At 55.9% G+C, this 19215-nt stretch carries 19 protein-coding genes; 11 read left to right on the top strand and 8 right to left on the bottom strand.

Annotation, left to right across the window (positions count from 1 at the left end):
- Positions 1 to 36 precede the first annotated feature (36 nt).
- The 7 genes from E3E27_RS03265 (at position 37) to E3E27_RS03235 (ending at position 7566) form a co-directional block, all read left to right on the top strand.
- Entirely contained in the window at positions 37 to 918 is an 882-nt protein-coding gene (locus E3E27_RS03265; protein WP_048151717.1) for a lysylphosphatidylglycerol synthase transmembrane domain-containing protein, read from the top strand.
- Positions 894 to 2117: a glycosyltransferase family 4 protein gene (locus E3E27_RS03260; protein ID WP_167773416.1), complete on the top strand. Its 1224-nt coding sequence runs from the start codon at positions 894 to 896 to the stop codon at positions 2115 to 2117. Before E3E27_RS03265 ends, E3E27_RS03260 begins: the two co-directional genes overlap by 25 nt.
- Positions 2117 to 2839 (top strand): polysaccharide deacetylase family protein, encoded by a 723-nt coding sequence (locus E3E27_RS03255; RefSeq protein WP_167773415.1) that lies wholly within the window; start codon positions 2117 to 2119, stop codon positions 2837 to 2839. The genes E3E27_RS03260 and E3E27_RS03255 overlap by 1 nt, the downstream gene beginning before the upstream one ends.
- Positions 2840 to 2865: 26 nt before the next feature.
- Positions 2866 to 3912 carry an AmmeMemoRadiSam system radical SAM enzyme gene (gene amrS, locus E3E27_RS03250; RefSeq protein ID WP_167773736.1) on the top strand — a complete coding sequence of 349 codons (1047 nt, stop codon included), beginning with the start codon at positions 2866 to 2868 and terminating at the stop codon, positions 3910 to 3912.
- A 5-nt stretch (positions 3913 to 3917) separates the two neighbouring features.
- A complete protein-coding gene (locus E3E27_RS03245; RefSeq protein ID WP_167773735.1) occupies positions 3918 to 4742 on the top strand; it encodes a hypothetical protein in 825 nt (274 codons plus the stop codon).
- A 199-nt stretch (positions 4743 to 4941) separates the two neighbouring features.
- Complete coding sequence (locus E3E27_RS03240) at positions 4942 to 6723, top strand: S-layer protein (RefSeq protein ID WP_167773414.1); 1782 nt, start codon at positions 4942 to 4944, stop codon at positions 6721 to 6723.
- Between the two features lie 45 nt (positions 6724 to 6768).
- Positions 6769 to 7566, top strand: coding sequence for a hypothetical protein (locus tag E3E27_RS03235; RefSeq protein ID WP_014788130.1), 798 nt, complete (start codon positions 6769 to 6771; stop codon positions 7564 to 7566).
- Here E3E27_RS03235 and E3E27_RS03230 read toward each other — a convergent pair.
- Complete coding sequence (locus E3E27_RS03230) at positions 7553 to 9298, bottom strand: radical SAM protein (RefSeq protein WP_167773413.1); 1746 nt, start codon at positions 9296 to 9298, stop codon at positions 7553 to 7555. The genes E3E27_RS03235 and E3E27_RS03230 overlap by 14 nt on opposite strands.
- 87 nt (positions 9299 to 9385) lie before the next feature.
- On the opposite strand from E3E27_RS03230, the gene E3E27_RS03225 reads away from it, so the two are divergent.
- Positions 9386 to 9940 (top strand): ferritin family protein, encoded by a 555-nt coding sequence (locus E3E27_RS03225; protein WP_167773412.1) that lies wholly within the window; start codon positions 9386 to 9388, stop codon positions 9938 to 9940.
- Here the strand turns inward: E3E27_RS03225 and rsmA are convergent.
- The 5 genes from rsmA to E3E27_RS03200 form a co-directional block, all read right to left on the bottom strand.
- Positions 9923 to 10741: a 16S rRNA (adenine(1518)-N(6)/adenine(1519)-N(6))-dimethyltransferase RsmA gene (gene rsmA / locus E3E27_RS03220; protein WP_167773411.1), complete on the bottom strand. Its 819-nt coding sequence runs from the start codon at positions 10739 to 10741 to the stop codon at positions 9923 to 9925. The two genes, E3E27_RS03225 and rsmA, sit on opposite strands and share 18 nt — an antisense overlap.
- A complete protein-coding gene (locus E3E27_RS03215) occupies positions 10738 to 11358 on the bottom strand; it encodes a DUF655 domain-containing protein (RefSeq protein WP_048151723.1) in 621 nt (206 codons plus the stop codon). The genes rsmA and E3E27_RS03215 overlap by 4 nt, the downstream gene beginning before the upstream one ends.
- Before the next feature lie 68 nt (positions 11359 to 11426).
- Entirely contained in the window at positions 11427 to 11795 is a 369-nt protein-coding gene (locus E3E27_RS03210; RefSeq protein WP_014788135.1) for an RNA polymerase Rpb4 family protein, read from the bottom strand.
- A 2-nt stretch (positions 11796 to 11797) separates the two neighbouring features.
- Positions 11798 to 12094, bottom strand: coding sequence for a 50S ribosomal protein L21e (locus E3E27_RS03205; protein ID WP_014788136.1), 297 nt, complete (start codon positions 12092 to 12094; stop codon positions 11798 to 11800).
- Positions 12095 to 12229: 135 nt separating this feature from the next.
- Complete coding sequence (locus E3E27_RS03200; RefSeq protein ID WP_167773410.1) at positions 12230 to 13390, bottom strand: tRNA pseudouridine(54/55) synthase Pus10; 1161 nt, start codon at positions 13388 to 13390, stop codon at positions 12230 to 12232.
- A 46-nt stretch (positions 13391 to 13436) separates the two neighbouring features.
- Here E3E27_RS03200 and E3E27_RS03195 point away from each other — a divergent pair, with 46 nt between their 5' ends.
- The 3 genes from E3E27_RS03195 to gatE all read left to right on the top strand — a co-directional run bounded on the left by E3E27_RS03195 (position 13437) and on the right by gatE (position 17053).
- Positions 13437 to 13730, top strand: coding sequence for a transcriptional regulator (locus E3E27_RS03195; protein ID WP_048151726.1), 294 nt, complete (start codon positions 13437 to 13439; stop codon positions 13728 to 13730).
- Between the two features lie 105 nt (positions 13731 to 13835).
- Positions 13836 to 15155: a Glu-tRNA(Gln) amidotransferase subunit GatD gene (gatD, locus tag E3E27_RS03190; RefSeq protein WP_167773409.1), complete on the top strand. Its 1320-nt coding sequence runs from the start codon at positions 13836 to 13838 to the stop codon at positions 15153 to 15155.
- A gap of 5 nt (positions 15156 to 15160) precedes the next feature.
- Entirely contained in the window at positions 15161 to 17053 is a 1893-nt protein-coding gene (gene gatE, locus E3E27_RS03185; protein ID WP_167773734.1) for a Glu-tRNA(Gln) amidotransferase subunit GatE, read from the top strand.
- Between the two features lie 210 nt (positions 17054 to 17263).
- Here gatE and E3E27_RS03180 read toward each other — a convergent pair whose 3' ends face one another.
- Together E3E27_RS03180 and E3E27_RS03175 are read right to left on the bottom strand one after the other, a co-directional pair.
- Positions 17264 to 18343 (bottom strand): NOG1 family protein, encoded by a 1080-nt coding sequence (locus E3E27_RS03180; RefSeq protein WP_014788140.1) that lies wholly within the window; start codon positions 18341 to 18343, stop codon positions 17264 to 17266.
- A 61-nt stretch (positions 18344 to 18404) separates the two neighbouring features.
- Positions 18405 to 19211, bottom strand: coding sequence for an MBL fold metallo-hydrolase (locus E3E27_RS03175; RefSeq protein WP_167773408.1), 807 nt, complete (start codon positions 19209 to 19211; stop codon positions 18405 to 18407).
- Positions 19212 to 19215: the final 4 nt, after the last annotated feature.

Genomic DNA, 19215 nt, shown 5'->3' with positions numbered 1-19215 from the left:
TTAAAACCCTCGACCGACTATGGTTAGGTCTTGACTATGCTCGAGAGTCTCACCGCTTCCGCGGAGCAGTACTTTTCGGTGGTGAGCGCGGCCTCGCTAAGGTACCTTTTCTTAGCTTTCCTTACATACTACGTCAGCGTGGTCATTTACGGAATCAGGTGGAAGCTCGTTCTGAGGGGCGTCGGGAGGGACGCGCCCCTGTGGGAGCTGGTCAAGGCAATACTGGCGTCAATCTTCATGAACAACGTCACTCCCATGAGCAGGAGTGGAGGAGAGCTCCTCAGAATGGCCTGGGTCTCAAAGAGGGCCAACATTCCAGCTGGAGTCTCGGCCGTCAGCATAATCTACGAGAGGATACTCGAAACGATACCTGTCTTTGCCCTCTTCCTCCTGGGAATGAGCTACTTCTCCTCGGACGAACCCCTGCCATTCCTCCTTTTTGTGGTGGGGGGAATAGCGCTCATCTGGATCAAGTGGGACGCCTTCGTCAGGCTCTCCCTCCGCCTGTTCCGCACCCCCATAACGGAGGAGGAAATGGACAGAATTTCCTCCCTCAGGGGTATGCACAACCTCAACATCATTGCCATAGCATTAAGCTCAGCCGTCTGGCTCCTCGACGTTGCCAGGCTGAAGCTCATAACCCTCGCCTTCGGCCTGAACTTAACCTGGAGCTTCATAGCACTTATCTCAATAGCCAACCTGCTCTTCGGCCTCGTCGCCTTCACCCCAGGTGGCGTGGGGATAATCGAGGGCGGGTTAATCGGAACGCTAACGTACTTCGGCATTCCAACGGCCCTCGCCGTCTCCATAACCCTCTTAGAGCGCTTCGTCTCATACGTGGCCAGCAGCATCGTGGGCTTCGCGGTCCTGCTCTCCTCCGGAGGGGTTGAAATATGGAAAGCCTTAAAATCGCAATAGCAAGCGACTGGTTCTACCCCAAGGTCGGCGGAATCGAGTCGCACATCGACGAGCTTGCCCGGAATCTCATGAACCTCGGCCACCAGCCCCACATAATAACCCACGACTACAGGTACATGAAGCCCTACATCGACAGCTTTCCCTATCCCGTGGACAGGTTTCCCGCGTCGCTGTACTTTCGGAAGTACCACGTGAGCGTCGGCTTCGGTCAGTTCTGGCGGATAAATGAGCTTTACAAGAGAACAAACTTCGACTTGACCCACGTCCACAGCATCTACTCCCCCCTCGCGGTGGCTGTCTCCAAGATATCACGCGGGATAAGGGGCGTTCCGGTCGTCGCCACCAACCACTCCTTCTTCGGTGAACCTCCCCTAGGCAAGCTCGTTAGGGCCTTCGTGAGACACCACCTGAAGAAGGTGGACACCTTCGTGGCCGTCAGCAGTCCGGTTGCCGAGGACACCAGAAAGCTGCTCGGAAAGGACCTCAACGGCCGGCCGGTGGTGGTCGTTCCCAACGGCATAGATGTTAGAAAGTGGCGCCCGCCGGAGCCGGAGGAGCGGGAGAAGGCGAGGAGAGAGTTGGGTGTCGGCGATGAGATAGTGATCCTGTACCTCGGGAGAATGACCGAGAGGAAGCAGGCCCACAGGATTCCCGTGATGGTGAAGAAAGCGCTGGAGAAAAGCGGAATGTCCGAGAGAAAGGTCCGACTGGTGATGATAGGCAACGGTCCCATGAGGCCCGTCCTTGAGGAGAACCTCAGGAGAACGGGGCTCGGGGAGATAGCGGAGCTCTACGACTTTATGGAGAGGGGAAGGTTGTTGCCCCTCTACTGGGCGGCCGACCTCGTTCTCATGCCCGGAATATTGGAGGCCTTTCCTGTGGTAGGTCTCGAGGCAATGGCAACGGGCAATCCCGTCATTGGAAGAAACGAGAGCGGGCTATCAGACATGGTGGTTCAAGGCATCACTGGTCTTCTGGCTGTCAGCGAGGAGAAAATGGCAGAAAACCTCGCGAAGGTCTTTGAGGAGCCCGAACTTTTGGTAGAGATGGGAGCGTGCGCGAGAGAAAGGGCCGAAAGGGATTTCTCGTGGGAAGTCGTGTTGAGGAGGCTCCTTCGGATTTACAGAATGACGATCGAGATGGGCGAGGAAGCGGACAGGCTTTACCTGGCATACAAGCTTATGAGGAGGCTGTCGTAATGAAAGTAGCGATAACCTTTGACGTTGAACATGACTGCCCACCGTACCTAACAACCACGAGGGGAATGGAGGAGGGGCTGCCGAAGCTCCTAGACCTGATGGCGGAGAAGAGGATAAAGGCGACCTTCTTCTTCACCGCGGAGATGGCGAAGCGCTTTCCCGAGCTGGTCAGGCGTGTAATCGACGAAGGCCACGAGCTTGGAAGCCACAACTACAACCATGAGAGACTCGACAAGCTGAGCTTTGAAGAAGGGAAGAGAGCAATCGAGAAGTCCTTCAAGGTTCTCCGCGAGTTCGGGGAGGTCGTCTCCTTCCGCGCTCCGAACCTCCAGTTCCCGAACGAGTACTACCGCGTCCTTGAAGAGAACGGAGTCCTCGTCGATTCCTCCAAGGCGACCTACAAGGGCTACCGCTCTGGGGTGAAGTTCTTCGGGAACGTCCTTGAGGTGCCCGCGTCGACTACAAGCTCCGTCATAAGGCTCCCCTGGAGGTTTCAGAGGATTATCCACCTCCACCTAAAGGAGCCGAAGGTTTACTTCGCCCACCCGTGGGAGTTCGTCCCGATGCAGAGGGAAAAAATCCGATGGGACTGCAGGTTCAATACGGGGGACAAAGCCGTAGAGCTCCTCGGAACGCTCATCGACCACTATAGAAAGGAGGGTGCAAGGTTCTACACAATGCGGGAGTTCTACGGGGAATACGGAAAGCTTAAACGTGGTTAAGCTTAGTCATATTCTAGGTGAGAACCATGCGTGAGGCCCTTTACTGGGAGCCCCTTGAAGGGGGCAAGGTGAGGTGTAAGCTCTGTCCGCTCAACTGCATCATCAGCGATGGGAAGAGGGGCTCCTGCAGGATAAGGAAGAACATCGGGGGCAAGCTCTACACCCTTAACTACGGAAAGGTATCGGCCATCGGAGCGGACCCGGTTGAGAAGAAACCTTTATTCCACTTCTGGCCCGGTTCGTGCGCCCTCTCGATAAGCACCGTCGGCTGCAACATGCACTGCAAGCACTGCCAGAACTGGGAGATAAGCCAGGCCGACGAGAGCTTTCCCTACCTCCACGATATGACGCCCGAGATGGTCGTGGCGATGGCAAAGCGCTACTCCTGCGAGAGCATAGCCTACACCTACAACGAGCCGGTGATATGGTACGAGTTCGTCCTCGATACTGCAAAGCTCGCTAAAAGGGAGGGGATTTACAACCTCCTCATAACCAACGGCTACATCAACGAGGAACCCTTCAGGGAGCTGGCGCCGTACATAAATGCCATGAACATCGACATCAAGGCGTTCGATGACACCTTCTACATGAAGATAGCGAGCGTCCCGAGCGGCGAGCCGAGCAGGAGGACTGCTGTTATAGCGAAGAAAGACTTTGGAATCCACGTCGAGCTGACCTACCTAATAATCCCAACGCTCAACGACAGGGAGGAAGAAATCAGGGCCTTCGCGCGCTGGGTCGTTGAGGAGCTCGGAGACGACACACCGGTTCACTTCTCGCGCTTCTTCCCCCACTACAAGCTCTCCCACCTGCCACCGACACCGATAGAGACGATTGAGATGGCCTACCGCGTTGCCAGGGAAGAAGGCTTAAAGTTCGTCTACATCGGCAACGTGCCGGGACATGATGGGGAGAACACATACTGCCCGAAGTGCGGCAAACCTTTAATAGTCCGCTGGGGTTTCGAGATTACCGAGTACAGCATCACGGACGACGGAAGATGTAAGTACTGCGGTGAACGTATCCCGGTCGTTGGGACGTACACGAAAAAGCGATATGAAAGAACGTGGTGATGAAATTGGAGGAGATTGAGGTTATTTTCTACATCGAAGGCCTGGGAAGCGACAAGAAAGTTTTAGAAAGGGCTATGATGGAAACCGCAGAGAACCTCAAGGGCGAGAAGGACGTTAGGGTCAGGCGCGTTCTGGTCGAGGACGTGCTCGAAAACGAAAACGAGGAGCTCCTAAAGTATTCCAGTGTCATAGAGGCAGAGCTGGCGGGCGATCTTGCCAGCATCGTGAGGCTCGTCCTCCGCTACTCCCCGGCCATGGTGGAGGTTCTCGGACCTGGCAAGATCGAGGTGGAGTCCCAGGAGCTCATGAAGATTCTCGGAGAGGTGTCCCTGTTCCTGGGAAAGCTGATGAAGCAGTTCGGTGGCCTTGCCGTTTATCCCAAGCTTGACGACGTCCCGGTTCCAAGAATCGGGTACGAGCGGGAGGAGATAGAGGAGCTGATAGTCGAGGACAGGAACGTCCTCTACCGCATGGTCATAGAGGTCTTCGGAGAGAGTGAGGAGGGAATAAGGGAAACCATGGCCAAGGCCCTCTCGCTCGAGGGCTGCAGGATAAACAAGCTGGTCGTGCAGGGCGAGACGGAGGACGGGAAGTTCAAGGGGCTTCTCGCGGCGGAGCTACTCTCTCCATTCGAGACGCTGTTCCAGCTCACCGGAAAGTACGCACCAGTTGCGATTTCAATCATCGAGCCGGAGATAATAGACATCACGGCCAACGAACTCCAGAACGCCCTCACCGACCTCGGCGGCTTCGTGAACGAACTGGTCACGAGGCCCGTCAAGAGGCAGATAATGGAAAGGAAGAACACCGAGTTCAAGCTGAACCCGTGATATTATCGGCAAAAGGCGAAAAAGGTATAGGCATTTAATTAAGCTCCCTTTCATTTTTACGGCAATGAGCGAGCTTCTTTTAAGCGGAGAAAGGGTCTGAAAGCGAAAAGTATATATACCCGAAGTCGGTAGAAAGTCATTGACAACACATATTAGACCATCTCAGGGCGTAAGCCCAAAGCCAAGGAGGTGTTGGGAGATGAAAGTTAAGAAGATCGCGGCGCTCGCTGTTGGTGCCGCTATGGTTGGAGCCACCATGGGCTTTGCCAGCGCTCAGCCGACCGTCCCGAACATACCGAAGGACTTCTTCGTTAACGCCGATGGAACCCCGAACGTTAAAATCGTCGTTGGAAGTACCGCTGCTGCTATGGACGTTGCAAGCGCCGCTGACATAGCAGTTGCCCTTGGAAGCCTGCTCTACACCGAGGAGCAGGTTGACGTCCAGGGCGACTACGTCAAGATCAAGGCCGAGTACCCGCCCGAGACCATCGACAGCTGGACCATCTACGCTTACAACGCCAGCACCATAAGGAACCAGACCGCCTGGGCCACCAAGTATGAGGAGCTTCCGGGCGACTACTGGTACAACGGTGCCGGCGGATACGACGTTTCCTACAGCGACTGGATGAGCAACTTCCAGGTCACCACCACCATAGCTGACAAGGACAAGATCGGCGACGAGCAGCTCATCGACTGGCACGTCACCCTCAAGAACATACAGCTCAAGTCCAAGGACCCGAGCGACTGGGACGGAAGCATGCCGCCCAAGAGCGCTGACCTCCTCGTCACCCCGGGCAACGTCACCGTCTTCGTTGACTACGTCCTCTACAACTACACCGTGACTGAAGAGCAGGAAGTCAGGCCCGCCTACCCGGAGTGGGGCGTTCCGGCCGAGTACGAGAACGTCACCAGCTGGTACATTGGCGACACCCTCCAGGGCACCGGTGGAACCCTCTACAAGCCGGGTGTCGGCGCTGGCGAGACCTTCACCGTCTTCGGTGAGACCTACTACGTCCTCAGCGTCGGAAACGACACCTTCACCGCCGGTCTCGACAAGGGCCAGGCCTGGTACCAGGTTGGTCAGCCGCAGGCCATTGAGGGCACTGACTGGGTCGTCACCGTCCTCGACATAAGCATCATCGACCAGAGGGCCCTCGTCACCGTCAAGAACGCCGTCACCGGCACCGAGAGCGACCAGATAATCCTTGAGAAGGACACCCCCGTTGATGTCTTCGGCGACGGTGCCGTCATACTGACCCTCAGGGACACCTTCGTCGGTATCGATGGCCACCTCATCGCCGCCATCGAGGCCCAGGTCGATGTGGACACCTACGAGAGCGGCAGGACCATCACCTACGACGGCAAGGAGTGGGAGATGACCATCAACACCGACGGTACTTACATCACCAACATCACCCTCACCAACAAGGCTGAGCTCGAGGGCAACCCGGTCGACATCTTCGGCACCTACGACCTCTGGTACAAGTTCGAGATGAAGACCCTCAACGAGGCAGACGTCGGCTACGACATCAACGGCAACGGCACCATCGACAACGTTGACCGCGTCGTTGCCTACGCTTACATCTGCCTCAAGGAGAAGGAGGGCGCCGTTGTTGAGAAGGAGCTCAAGGTCGGCGACCAGGTCCTTGACACCGAGTACGTCGTCAGCGAGATCCACGCCACCGCCGAGAAGATAAACATCAAGCCTGTCACCGCCCCGATAACCGTCATGGACTACGAGGTCAGCATGGAGGATCCGGGAGCCAACCTCATACTCGTCGGCGGTCCAGTCGCCAACAGCCTCACCAAGTACCTCGTCGAGAACAACATCAGCAAGGTCGACTGGTACAACAGCCCCGGTGAGATCGAGTACATCGAGGACGCCCTTGGCGGCTACGACGTCGTCATCGTCGCCGGTGCCACCAGGAACGAGACCAGGGTTGCCGCCGAGGCCCTCATGGAGTACCTCGCTGGCCTCTGAAGGCCTTTCCTTCCCTTTTAATTCTCTCTTCTGGGGGTTTTAGCATTGGATAACAGAAGACTTGCCGCAGTTCTGATAGTCCTTCTGGTCATCATCGCTCCAATCAGCTACGTTGCATATTCGTATCACAGCTTCAACGGACTTATCAACCCTGGGACGCCGAAGACTTCGGCAGAGTACGTGGTCGTGTACACGCCGTCGGCCCAGTTTTACACCTTGACTGCAGAGGAGTACAGGCAGCTTCTGGAAAGCGGCGAGAAGCTCCCTCCGGGTTCAAAGCTCTTCAACGTCACGGTGGACAGCTACATAACCGGCAGCCCAGGGGTTGATCTCAACCTGACCCTGAGGAGCGTTTACAGGCAGTTCACCATTGTCATGGGCGATCCATCGGTCATCAACTGCAAGGACAACCCCCAGCTCTACGTGGGTGACTGCAGGTACAGGACGCTCGCGGTTTCGGAGATATCCGGAGTCGTGGCGAGCATCTTTGCGGCCAACTACTACTTGAAGGGCATCAACATGGGCTACGACAACGTCACGGCCAAGCAGTACGCCTTCAACCAGACCCAGCTGGGGTACAGAAAAACCTATCTGAACTTCTGGACCAAGGTAGACCTCGGCAGGGGCAAGATTGGAAACGAGGAGCACCTGGCGGTTCTCCTGATCGGGCCCGCGGAGGGAGCGAAGGAGAACAGAATATTCACCCCCCGCAGGGGAGTTCTCGTCATCGAGGGAACCACCGACGAGACCCTCAGGGCGGAGGTAGTGCTCATAGAGAACATAATAAGCTTCAAGTGGCCGGAAGGAAACGAGACAAAGACCATCAACATCACAGGCGGATAATTCCCCCAAGCATTTCCCTTTTATCCTCCCCAACCACGCTGAAAAACTCGTCCTTGTTCTTGAACGGCCTCTTTGAAAGTATCTTCACCGCGGTCTTCTTGCCGATTCCGGGGAGGTACTGAAGAAGCTTGGGACTCTCGCGGTTGATATCTACCGGAATCGGAATCCCGGTTATGCTCCTGAAGCCATGATCCACGATGAGGACGTTGTAGAACCTGTTGAGGGGAACTTCCTTTGGAATGCCGACGATGAGGGGATAGCTCCCGATCTGCCTCCCGTAGGTCAGACCATTGTCGAAAACTTCCGCGCGAACGTCTCTGAGAACCGTCCCGACGGGAACGACGCGCTTCAGCATCGGCAGGTCTATCTCGTGCCTTATCTTGTACCGGTAGTGCTGAATGAGCTTCCCGTGCTTTTCGGTCTTGACCCTGTTCCTCATGTGCCAGAGTGGAGTGCCGGGGAAGACGACGACCTGGCGAATGTTTATCCTCCTCACCATCAGCCCATCGTCGAGGAGTTTCTTGAGGAACTGGAAGGTCATCTCGTAGCTCCTCTTAGTCTCCCCGGGGAGGCCAAAGATTATGTTTATCCCCGGCAGGAGCCAGGGCATTCCGTTGGGGCCCCTTCTCGCGCCGACCTCGTTGAGAAGCTTCACCGCCTCGTACGTTTCCTCGGCAGTTGCGTTCAGGTTGTTGAGCTTTGCCACCTTCGGGTCAGCACTCTCAAGGCCAAACGCCACCACGTTGCCCGGCGTCCCATACTTTATGAGGGTCTTCGCTATCCTGAGGCTCTCCTCTGGGTAGTTCGCTATGACAGCTGGGTTGGCGTTGTCCACGTGGAGCGTCTTCACGTCAGGCGCGACCGAGCGGATTCCGGCGAAGAGCTTCTCTATAGCCTCGGGGTTTGGAACGGGAACGCGACCGTTCGGTTTCGCCATGTAGGAGAATATACAGCTCTGCCTCCCGACCCTGAAGTGCCTGACGCCCAGCCCGTAGAGGGCCTTAACCTCGGCAACGACATCTTCTATTGGCCTGTCTTCAACGGTTTTATAGCGAACTGGCTCTGTGCAGAAGGAGCAACCGCCTATTCCCATCGCCTTGGGGCAGCCGCGCTGGGTCTCAATCTCGACGATGACGAAGTCCGGGAAATCTGGAAACTGCCTCACGACCTCGGCCCCAAGAATTGCATAATCGCGTAATTCACTATAATCCCTGAACCTGAAAGGGTCGGCGTCTTTAGGGTTCCTCAGGTAGTCGAATAGGAACGCCTCCAGATCACCATAAACAACGTGGTCAAAAACCGACTGGGCAAGGAGCAGCTCACGGGAGGTTATCCTGGTTCCCCCGGCGTGGGCGGAACCCATGAACGCCGGTCCTCCGAGAACCTTGATCCCTCCAAAGGGCCTGAGAAACCTCGCGACCTCTTCGACCTGGGACGGAACGGCGGACAGGTACTTACCAGGCGTGTGGAGGCCGCCGATGTAAACGATGAGGCTGGCCTTCTCAAGTATTTCGCGCGTTTTGGGGAAGTTAGGGGTCTTGTTCCTCGTTGCCACACCTTTCTCGCCCTCGAAGGTGGCCCTCAGGTCGTCTATCGTCAGGTAAAAGATGAGGGCATCTTTTCTAGCCTTCTTTATCGTGCCGTAGGCGTAGCGGGGGTAGATTCCCATATAGGGCGGTACCCCCAAGCCCGCGGGCTCGTCGGTGTACCCGTCGATGATGGCGACTATCATGGTTGGGAGTCCAGAAAACCGCTTAAAAATCAATCGATGACGAAAGGTATAAACGCCCAATCACCGTAATAACAACCGGTGTGAACTATGGGTGCGGTCCGCTACCGGGAGGTTGAAAAAACCCGCTTCAAGAAAATCCTGAAGGAAATTGGAAAGCTGAATTACAAGGAGCTGATGGCATACTGGATGGACCAGGAAGTGCAAGAAGCGGAGATGTACCACAAGCTGTACCAGATGAGCAGGGAGGTAAACTGGGACGAACGCGTTTCTAAGCTGTTCTACGAGCTTTACAAAGAAAGCCTCGGGCATGCGGAGGCGCTGCTGAAGATGTTCAAGGAGATGTTCCCCGGGGAAAAACCCCCAAAGGTGAACCTGCCGCCCCTGGAAGTTGAGTTGTCCGAGGAACGGTTGAAGGACTTGGTGTACCACGGGAATCTCAGGGAGATTCTGGAGTACCTGATGGGCACTGAAAAGCTGGCCCACGACGTGTATCGGCACCTTGCGGAGAAAGCGGAGGACGAGGACGCGAAGGCCACACTGCTGTGGCTGGCGAAGATAGAGAACGGCCACTACACGAAGCTCAGGAGCCTCTACACAGTTCTCTTCGGAGAAAGCTCTGAGTACTCAGAGGACACCGACTGACTCGAGGTACTCCTGAATCTCCAGAACGTCCTCCGGAGCCAACTGAAAGACCCTCCTGTCGGAGTGAGGCATCGAGGAGAGAACACTTCTAACCTTTCTAAAGTCTTCCCTGCTCAGGCCGAGCATGTGATGAGACTTCTTGAGTGCGGCCGGGACGGTGCTTCTCCTGTGCTGGAAGAGAGCCTTTACGAGGTTTTCGTTCAGCTCCACCCGCTCCCCCGGGGGCTTTGGCTCCAGGACGACGACGGCAGAATCAACTTTTGGTTTCGGCCAGAATGCACCCCTGCCGATTCTCTCCACTAGTTCAGCGTAAGCTTTTGCCCGTACCATCAGAGAGAGGCGAGAGTAGTTCTTATCACCCGGCTCCGCAACCATTCTCTGGGCGAACTCGAGCTGGTATATGAGAACGGCCCTTTCAAAATCATACTTTAGAAAGCGGAAGGTTATTGGGGAGGAAATCTGGTATGGGAGGTTGGAGACTATCTTGTTGAACCTGGGGAACTCAACCCTAAGTGCATCTCCTTCTATTATCTCGACATTCCCCCACTCGTACTCGCTCTGGAGAATCTCGACCAGCCGGTGATCCTTTTCGATGGCGTAGACCTTCCCGGCGCGTCTCGCTAAAGCGTCGGTGAGGACGCCGAGACCTGGACCAACCTCCAAGACGACGTCCCTCTCGTTCAGCCCGGCCCTCTCGACGTTCCTCTCGGTTATGTCCGGGACTACCAGAAAGTTCTGACCCAGGTCGCGGTTGGCCCGCAGGTTGTACTTGGAAATTAAAGAGAAGAGGCGCTCCCTCATACGCGGAATATCCTCCTTGAACCCACGAAGAGCCTGTAACGGTCCTTGCCCTCTATCTCGTCCACGATGCGCTTCGCTATCATCTTGGCCGGATCGGGGAGGCCCTTAACGCGGTGGCGGAGGTCCTCGAAGCTCTTGAAGGGCTCCTTCTTGCGCTCGTCGAGTATCTCCCACATGTGCTTCTTCCCTATCCCCGGCAGGAGCTCGAGGCTGTGGAGCCTGTTGGTTATGGGCGGTGCCACGTTGAAGAACTGAACGAAGCGCTCCTCGTTGTTCTTGACTATCTCCTCCACCACGTAGGGGAGCTCCGCCTTGGCGGTGGCGGTTAGGTCGTCGTAGTGAATCTTCTTGTTTATCATGAGTATCTTGTCCCTCTGGCCCTTGCCTATGAACACCCTCTCGTAGAGCATCAGATCCTCCTTTGGGGCAACCTCGAGCAGTGTGAAAGCCTTTTCACCTATAACCTGGGCGACGGGCTTACCAGTTCGCCTCCCGGTTCTCAGATCGGTGTATCCCTCGGGCAAATAGTCAAGCACGTACGCGTACTCCTCATACTCAACGTTCCGCCTCTTCTTGTCGAGGCTTTCCCGGTAAGAGTGTCTCCGGTACCTATCCATTGTCTCTCCCCCAGAAAGTATACCAGCCCGGAGTTTTTATACTTTGTCTAGAGAAAAGGAAAGGGAATTCACTCCTCGGGACGGTAGTCGTCGAGGAGTTTAACTATCTCAGCCGCCTCCTCTGGCGAGGGCATGTAGTCCTCCTTGGCGAAGATGACGCGAATGTCGAAGTAGTCCTCGGGCATGAGGTCGATGATTTTCACGGCCAGCCTCTCGTCTATCCAGTCGAAGAGTTCCATGAGCTTCCCCTTCAGCTCAAGGGCCTGCTCGGGCTTGAGCTTGGCGAAGCGCTCGGCGTGCTCAAGGCTAACCCTGGCCTCGTAGAACATCGGCTCCTCAGGGTTTTCTTCCATGCCCTCGGCCTTTCGCCTCTCGAGGAGCTCTTTGGTTTCGGCTATCGTTAAATAGCGCTCCCCGAGCTTCTTCCTGCCTATCATGTTCATCCCTTCTGGGCCCTGAGGTGAACCGGGTGTATGAAGAAGGTCTTAACCTTGCCGCCGTCCCTTACCTGGACGATGTAGGCATCGCCTCTCTTGCCGACGACGGTTCCGGTTCTTCCGTGGAACCTCGGGTCGGGCATGCCCCTGTGGTAGCTGGGCTCTATAACGATGTGGACCTTCTGCCCGACCTCAAACTCCTGGAGGAACCTGGTGAGCGGAGGCAGGCCTCTTCTCCTCGGCTTCTTGCTGAGCTTTCCACGGGTCTTCCTCCTGAAGCTGTGGGCCTTCTTAACCATTCCAATCACCTCGCGGGGTTTTACTCATCGCGCAATCAACACGTCAAACCGTTCACGTTTTCGCGCCTCTTCGGCGTACGAACTAAGCCTGTTATGGCTCCGCTATCCAATCGGCTCGAACCGTTTATAAAGTTTTCAGTGGTCGAGAACATTCAGGACGTCGAGCCTCTCGCACCAGGCCGGCTTTCCAAGTAGCTCGCTCACGCTCGGCCTCGTCCTTCCCCTATCGCCGGAAACTAGCTCCTTTATGTACAGCCCGCCGTCAGTGACCAGCCGCAACTCAAAGTGCCTCTCGTCAATCCACCTGGCCTCTGCCTCGTGGACCTTTTTAACCCTCACCTTGTCCGCCCGGGCATTCCTCACTCGCCAGGGAGTTCTCTGATGTATTTCAAGACCGGTCAGCTTCCTTGCCACTTCCTCTGCCTCTTCCGGAGTTACGCCCTCCTCAACCAGAACCAGTGCGAGGTACTCCTTCCGGTGGTTCCTTGTGAGAACCTCTCCAGCTTCCTTTGGCGAGACGAATCTCAACCCCAAAACCTCAACCTTGCCGCTCGCGTTTATCTCCCTGGCCACCACATCGAGGTCGAATCTTCTTTTCTTTGGCCTCTTCATCTCGACTATGAAGGGCCTGCCATTGCCCAGGGTTCTAACATCGACGTCTTCCCTGCCGGCACCCTTAAAGATACACTTCCCTCCACTGACCCGTGAAAAGGCACGACAGATTATCGAGGCGACGCTGTCTTCGAAATCGGGAAGGGGTGTCTGGGGAATCCCCCTGACGAGCTTTCTATAGCGGCCGTAGACGTATACGGGATTGATTTGAAGTTCAACTTTTCCGGAGAACGGCTCGACGATGAAAACGACGTCCGGGTTCTTCGCGGTGTCCTTACCCATCACTCTGCCGAAGGCCTTGCCGAGTTCCCTGTTGAACTCCCTGTTAATCGGCTCGGCTGTTTCGATTCCAAACTCCTCCCAGATGGCCTTTTCCCTCTCCCTTATCTCCTCCGGAAAGCGCGAGCCGACGAAGAAGGTCTCGAACTCAAAACCCTCGCTGGCCTCTCTCATTCTCTCAACAAGCTCTGGAATCCTTTCAAAAACGTTCCAACAGAGCTCACACTCCGCGGGTTCATCAACGGGAGGTAATCCTTTAGCGGAGCGCTCCATGTTGATGACGAACCTTATCGCCCTTCCACGCTCCTCGTTCGTCCCCTTTCCGAGCTTAGCAAAGAGCCTGCCGAGGCAGTGGTCGCAGAGATTGTGAGATTCCAGAACCCTTTCAGCATCTTCGGTTATCATGCTCTCACCCTAAGATTTATATCCCGCGAACTCGAATGGTCTCGCGATGATGACTCGAAGGCAGAGGATAATAAAGCTTTTGGAGGAAAGAGATTATTCTCCTGGGGAGCTGGCACTGGCGCTGGAGCTTAAGGGCAGGGGGGCAAGGAGGGCCATCATAGAAGACCTGAAGGTCGTACAGAAAATCCTCAAGCGCGAGGGCAAGGTGCTTCTCATCAAACCTGCCGAGTGTCGGAAGTGCGGATTCGTTTTTAGGCCCGAAATAAACGTTCCCTCCCGCTGTCCCCGTTGCAAGAGTGAGTGGATCGAGGAGCCGAGGTTTAAGATTGAACACAGATAATTGCCATTCCGACAAAATTTTTAGCCAAGTTGGGGAAATTTTCGTCACCTGTTCAGCCCGAAGGTTTATATTTGGTGACCTCCAGTTTAGGGCGGAGGGAGAGCTATGCGCAAAGTCGAGAGGTTTATGAAGGAGAAAGGCCTTGAAGTCGGAGATTACGTCCGGATAATCGAAAAGGAGAACGGTAACACGAGTGTCTACGAGGGCGTCGTGATGAACCCCTACGAGCTCTCCAGCGGTGAAACGCTCACGCTGAAGCTCGACAACGGCTACAACATAGGAATCCTCGTGGACCAGATTCAGGAGATCGAGATAATCGAGAAGGCCAGACCGCTGGAAAAGGTCAAGTTCGAGGAGGTCTTCCCCAAGAAGCCGGGCCTCCCCAACGTCACCATAATCGGAACCGGCGGGACGATAGCGAGCAGGATAGACTACAAGACCGGAGCGGTTCACCCGGCTTTCACTGCGGAGGAGCTGGCCAAGGCGGTTCCGGAGATATTCGAGATCGCCAACATAACCCCCAGACTACTCATGAATATTCTCAGCGAGGACATGAAGCCGGAGTACTGGATAAGGATAGCCCACGAGGTGGCTGGAATGCTGAACAGCGGTGAGGACGGCGTTGTAATAGCGCACGGAACGGACACTATGGCGTACACCGCCTCGGCATTGAGCTTCATGCTCAGGGACCTCGGCAAGCCTGTTATCCTGGTCGGCGCCCAGAGGAGCTCGGACAGGCCGAGCAGCGATGCCGCGATGAACCTGACCTGCTCTGTGAGAATAGCAACCGCGGACTTCGGAGAAGTCGCAGTGGTAATGCACGGCGAGACCGGGGACACCTACTGCCTGGCCCACCGCGGGACCAAGGTAAGGAAGATGCACACCAGCAGGAGAGACGCCTTTAGGAGCGTAAATGATATCCCTATAGCCAAGATATGGCCAGAAGGCGAGATAGAGTTCCTGCGGAAGGATTACCGGCATAGAACCGAAAGTGAGGTCTGGGTGGACGACGAGATGGAGGAGAAGGTAGCCCTCATCAAGGCATTCCCTGGAATGAGCGCTGAGATAATAGACTTCTTCGTGGACAAGGGCTACAAAGGCATAGTCATAGAGGGAACGGGTCTCGGCCACGTGCCAACCTATGTGATAGACTCGATAAGGCGCGCCACCGAGGAAGGCGTCACTGTCTGCATGACGAGCCAGTGCCTCTATGGCAGGGTGAACCTGAACGTCTATTCCACAGGAAGGAGGCTTCTCAAGGCTGGAGTCATTCCGTGCGAGGACATGCTACCGGAGACGGCCTACGTCAAGCTGATGTGGGTCCTCGGCCACACCGACGACCCCAGGGAAGTGCGCGAGATGATGCTGACGAACTACGCCGGCGAGATAACCCCCTACACGAGGTTCGATACCTTCCTGAGGTGATGACGATGGCTGACAAGTTCAACTATCAGGAACTCGGCCTCAAGGTTGGTCTCGAGATACACAGGCAGCTCGACACCAAGAAGCTGTTCTCACCCGTACCGGGCGAGTTCAGCGACGAGGTTGACTTCACTTTCAGGAGGAGACTCAGGCCCACGATAAGCGAGCTGGGCGAGATAGACCCGGCGGCTCTCGAGGAGTTCAAGAAGGGGAGGACGTACATCTATGAGGGCAACTACGAACTCACCGACCTCGTCTACATGGACGAGGAACCGCCCCACATGCCCGACGAGGAGGCACTCAAGGTCTCCCTCCAGATAGGCTACCTCCTGAACGCCACTCCCGTTGATGAGGTTCACTTCATGCGCAAGATAGTCATAGACGGCTCCAACGTCTCAGGCTTCCAGAGGACCGCGATAATAGCCATGAACGGAAGGGTCGATACGCCGTGGGGGAGCGTTGGCATTCCGACGATATGCCTTGAGGAGGACGCCTGCAGGATAGTCGAGAGGAAGGACAAGGAGGTAATCTACCGCCTCGACCGCCTCGGGATCCCGCTCGTCGAGATAAGCACCACCCCGGACATACACCACCCCGAGCAGGCGAAGGTCGTGGCCAAGTACATAGGCGACGCGCTCAGGGCGACGAGGAAGGTGAAGCGCGGCCTCGGAACGATAAGGCAGGACCTCAACGTCTCCATCAAGGGTGGAGCCAGGGTCGAGATCAAGGGTGTCCAGGAGCTGGACATGATACCGCTCATCATCGAGAGGGAAGTGGAGAGGCAGCTCAACCTCCTCAAAATCAGGGACGAGCTTAGGGCAAGGGGAGCAAAGCCCGAGGATATAAAGGAGGAGTTCCACGACGTCACCGATGTCTTCCAGAACACCGGCTCGAAGATAATAGCCGGGACGATAAAGAGGGGGGGTAAGGTTCTCGCGGTTAAGCTTCCGAAGTTCCGCGGGCTCATAGGCAGGGAAATCCAGCCGGGAAGAAGGCTCGGCACCGAGATGGCCGACAGGGCCAAGAAGTACGTCAGGGGCATTTTCCACATTGACGAATTACCGAACTATGGAATTACAGAATTAGAGGTTAATGCGGTTATCGAGAAACTTGGCCTCGGCGAGGAAGACGCGTTCGTTCTCGTTGCTGCAGAGGAGGAAACCGCCAAGAAGGCCCTGCGTGAAGTCATAACGCGCGCCAGGGAAGCCATCGAGGGCGTTCCCGAGGAGACGAGAAGGGCCCTGCCCGACGGAAACACCCAGTACATGCGCCCGCTCCCGGGCAAGGCGAGAATGTACCCGGAAACCGACATACCGCCGATACTGATAACGGACGAGATGAAGGAGGAAATCCTTTCAAACCTGCCCGAACTTCCGCAGGAAAGGATTGAACGCTACGTTAGGGAGTACGGGATTGATAGGAGTCTGGCCGAAACGCTGGTCAGCGACGAGCGCGATGAACTCTTCGAGGAACTCGTGAAGAAGGGCGTCAAGCCCTCGCTGGCGGCTTCGATACTCGTGGTGGTTCTCAAGGGCCTCAGGAAGGAGGTTCCAATCGAGAACATAACTGACGAGCACATCAGGGAGGCCTTCGAGCTGTACCTCAACGGGAAGATAGCCAAGGAGGCCTTCGAGGAGATATTCAAGGAGCTTGCGAAGAACCCGGAGAAGAGCGCCGCCCAGGTCGCTGAGGAGAAGGGCCTGACGCTCCTCAGCGAGGAGGAGGTCGAGAGGATAATCGATGAGGTAATCCAGCAGAACATCGAGGTCATCAGGGCCAAGGGAATGGGTGCAATGGGAATGGTAATGGGAAGAGCGATGGCGAGGCTCCGCGGGAGGGCCGACGGAAAGCTCGTCAGCTCGCTCGTGAGGAAGAAGATTCAGGATTTGGTGACCACCTGAATTCCTGGCATTTTCTTTTTAACCTTTCACAAACAGCCGAAGAAAACTGCGTTGATGCGGAAGTAGGAGGAATAAAATGGGTCAGAGCATCGGCTCCTCTTCACCTTTCAGAGTGAGGGAAATATCTCATCATTCCCAGTCCACCTTTTCATCAACCCTTTAAAAGGCTGCCCTATACTCCCCTTCAGAGGGGGAGAAGAGAAGGCGAACTCAAAGTTCCAGCTCCTCCCGGTATTTCCTCAGTTCCCTCTCCATTATCCTCCTCGCCTGCTCCTCGACCATCGGTTTTACAAGCTCTATGACGCGCTTCTTGAGTTCATCGAGGCCTTCACCGGTCAGCGCTGAAATTCTCAGCGGTTCCAGCCCCCTGGCCCTTACAAAGTCCTCCACCTGCTTAACCTTTTCCTCGTCCGCTATGTCCACCTTGTTGAGGACCACAATGAAGGGGAACTCCCCGAACTCTTTGTGTATCTCCTCGAAGAGATGCATCTGCTCCTCTATCGGGAAGCCGCAATACTCGCTGGGGTCGAAGATGTAGACGATGACCTTTCCAAGGTGCTTCAAGGCCAGAATTGCCTGCCTCTCGACCTCGTTCCTCTCGCTCAGCGGCCTGTCGAGAAGGCCGGGCGTGTCTATGACCTGGTACTTGAGGTAGTGCTCCTCGAACTGGCCGACGTTTATGCCCTTGGTGGTGAAGGGGTAGCTCGCCACTTCGGGCCTCGCGTTGGTCAATGCCCTCAAAAGCGTGCTCTTTCCAACGTTGGGGTGTCCGGCTATGACGACGGTCGGAAGCTCCAGATCAACGACCGGCAAATCCTTCAGCACGTTCCTGGCCTGGTTGAGGTACTCGAGATCGTCGGATATGTCCCTGAGTACGTCCGCAACACGGCCGTAGAACTGCCTCCTCAGCCTGGCTATCTCTTCCGGGTCTCGCTCGTACCTTATCTTCTCGACGTAGCGCTGCTCAAGGTTGCGTATCGTCTTTATCGCCCAGTTCACGTGAGCCAGGGAACGGTGGAACTGGTCCCTGTCCACGAGGGTGTCCACCAAATCCTGGTAGAACCTCGGAAGCGTTGAGACACCAGGGGTCCTATCGAGTATCTTTCTCAGGTTGTCGCGTATCACGTTGGAGACAGTCCTTACCCTCAGCTCCTCCCTCTGCCTCGCCTTGGCCCTTGCACTCCCCTTGGGTGTGAATGCTGAAGCGGCCCTTTCGGCCCTCCGGAAGGCCTTATCGATGAGTTCATCAGCGGTAAGGACTGTTGGCATCTTTTCAAACGGGTTCCTCATCTCTCTCACCTCTCCTTTCTCTCGCGGTGCTTAGCTTTTCAGCCGGGTATTTAAAGGTTCGCTAAAGCTCGATGGTCTTGCCGACGTGGAGTGGTTCTATCTTTCCACCAAGTTTTGCCTTTAAGTAGGCGTAGGAATCGATGCCCGTGCAGTGGCCAGCGTAAAGCTTTTCGACGTCCAGGTTCTCCACAACGTCGTCCAGCAGTTTTCTATCTGCACCGATGAGATGAAATCCTCCAACGAGGGCTTTGATTGGCTTTCCAGTAATCGTGGAGGCGTGTCTGGTGATGTTCAAAATGCCGGAGTGGCCGCAGCCCGTAACAACTGCCACGCTTTCGCCGAGGTCTATTATAAGCGCGATATCGTCCGGCACCCTGTCCTTCCGCAGCTCACCGCCCCTTTCAACATAGCCCACAGCCCTGTCCCACTCGAGCCTGGGAATTTCCCCGGAGCTCCAGAGGCCAGGCGCGAACTCGAACGGCTCGCTTTTCAGGACGAACTCTGCCCCGAGTTCCTCCAGCTCTTCCCTGGTGAAAGGTATTCCAATCTGCCTTGGGTGGGGCTTCAGCGCTATTCTTCGCCTAAACATCTCCGGGTGGCCTATTACCCCTATTCGTCTCCCCCGCACCCTCAGAAACTCCTTCAGCCCGCCCGTGTGGTCGTAGTGGCCGTGCGTTATGAAAACGTAGTCCATCTCGTCCGGCGCTACCCCAAGCTTCTCCATGTTGTTCAGTAGAACCCGTCCCTCCGTCCCGGTGTCCACGAGAACTTTAACGGCGTCGTGCTCCACTAGGACGGAGAATCCATGGGAGCCGAGGAGTCCCTTCCTGAATCCTGAGTGGTTTTCGTAGAGCACGGTTAGCCTCATCTAA

This window comes from Thermococcus sp. MV11, from assembly GCF_012027285.1.
GTDB lineage: Archaea > Methanobacteriota_B > Thermococci > Thermococcales > Thermococcaceae > Thermococcus > Thermococcus cleftensis.
This window is presented reverse-complemented; position numbering and strand designations above follow the sequence as displayed.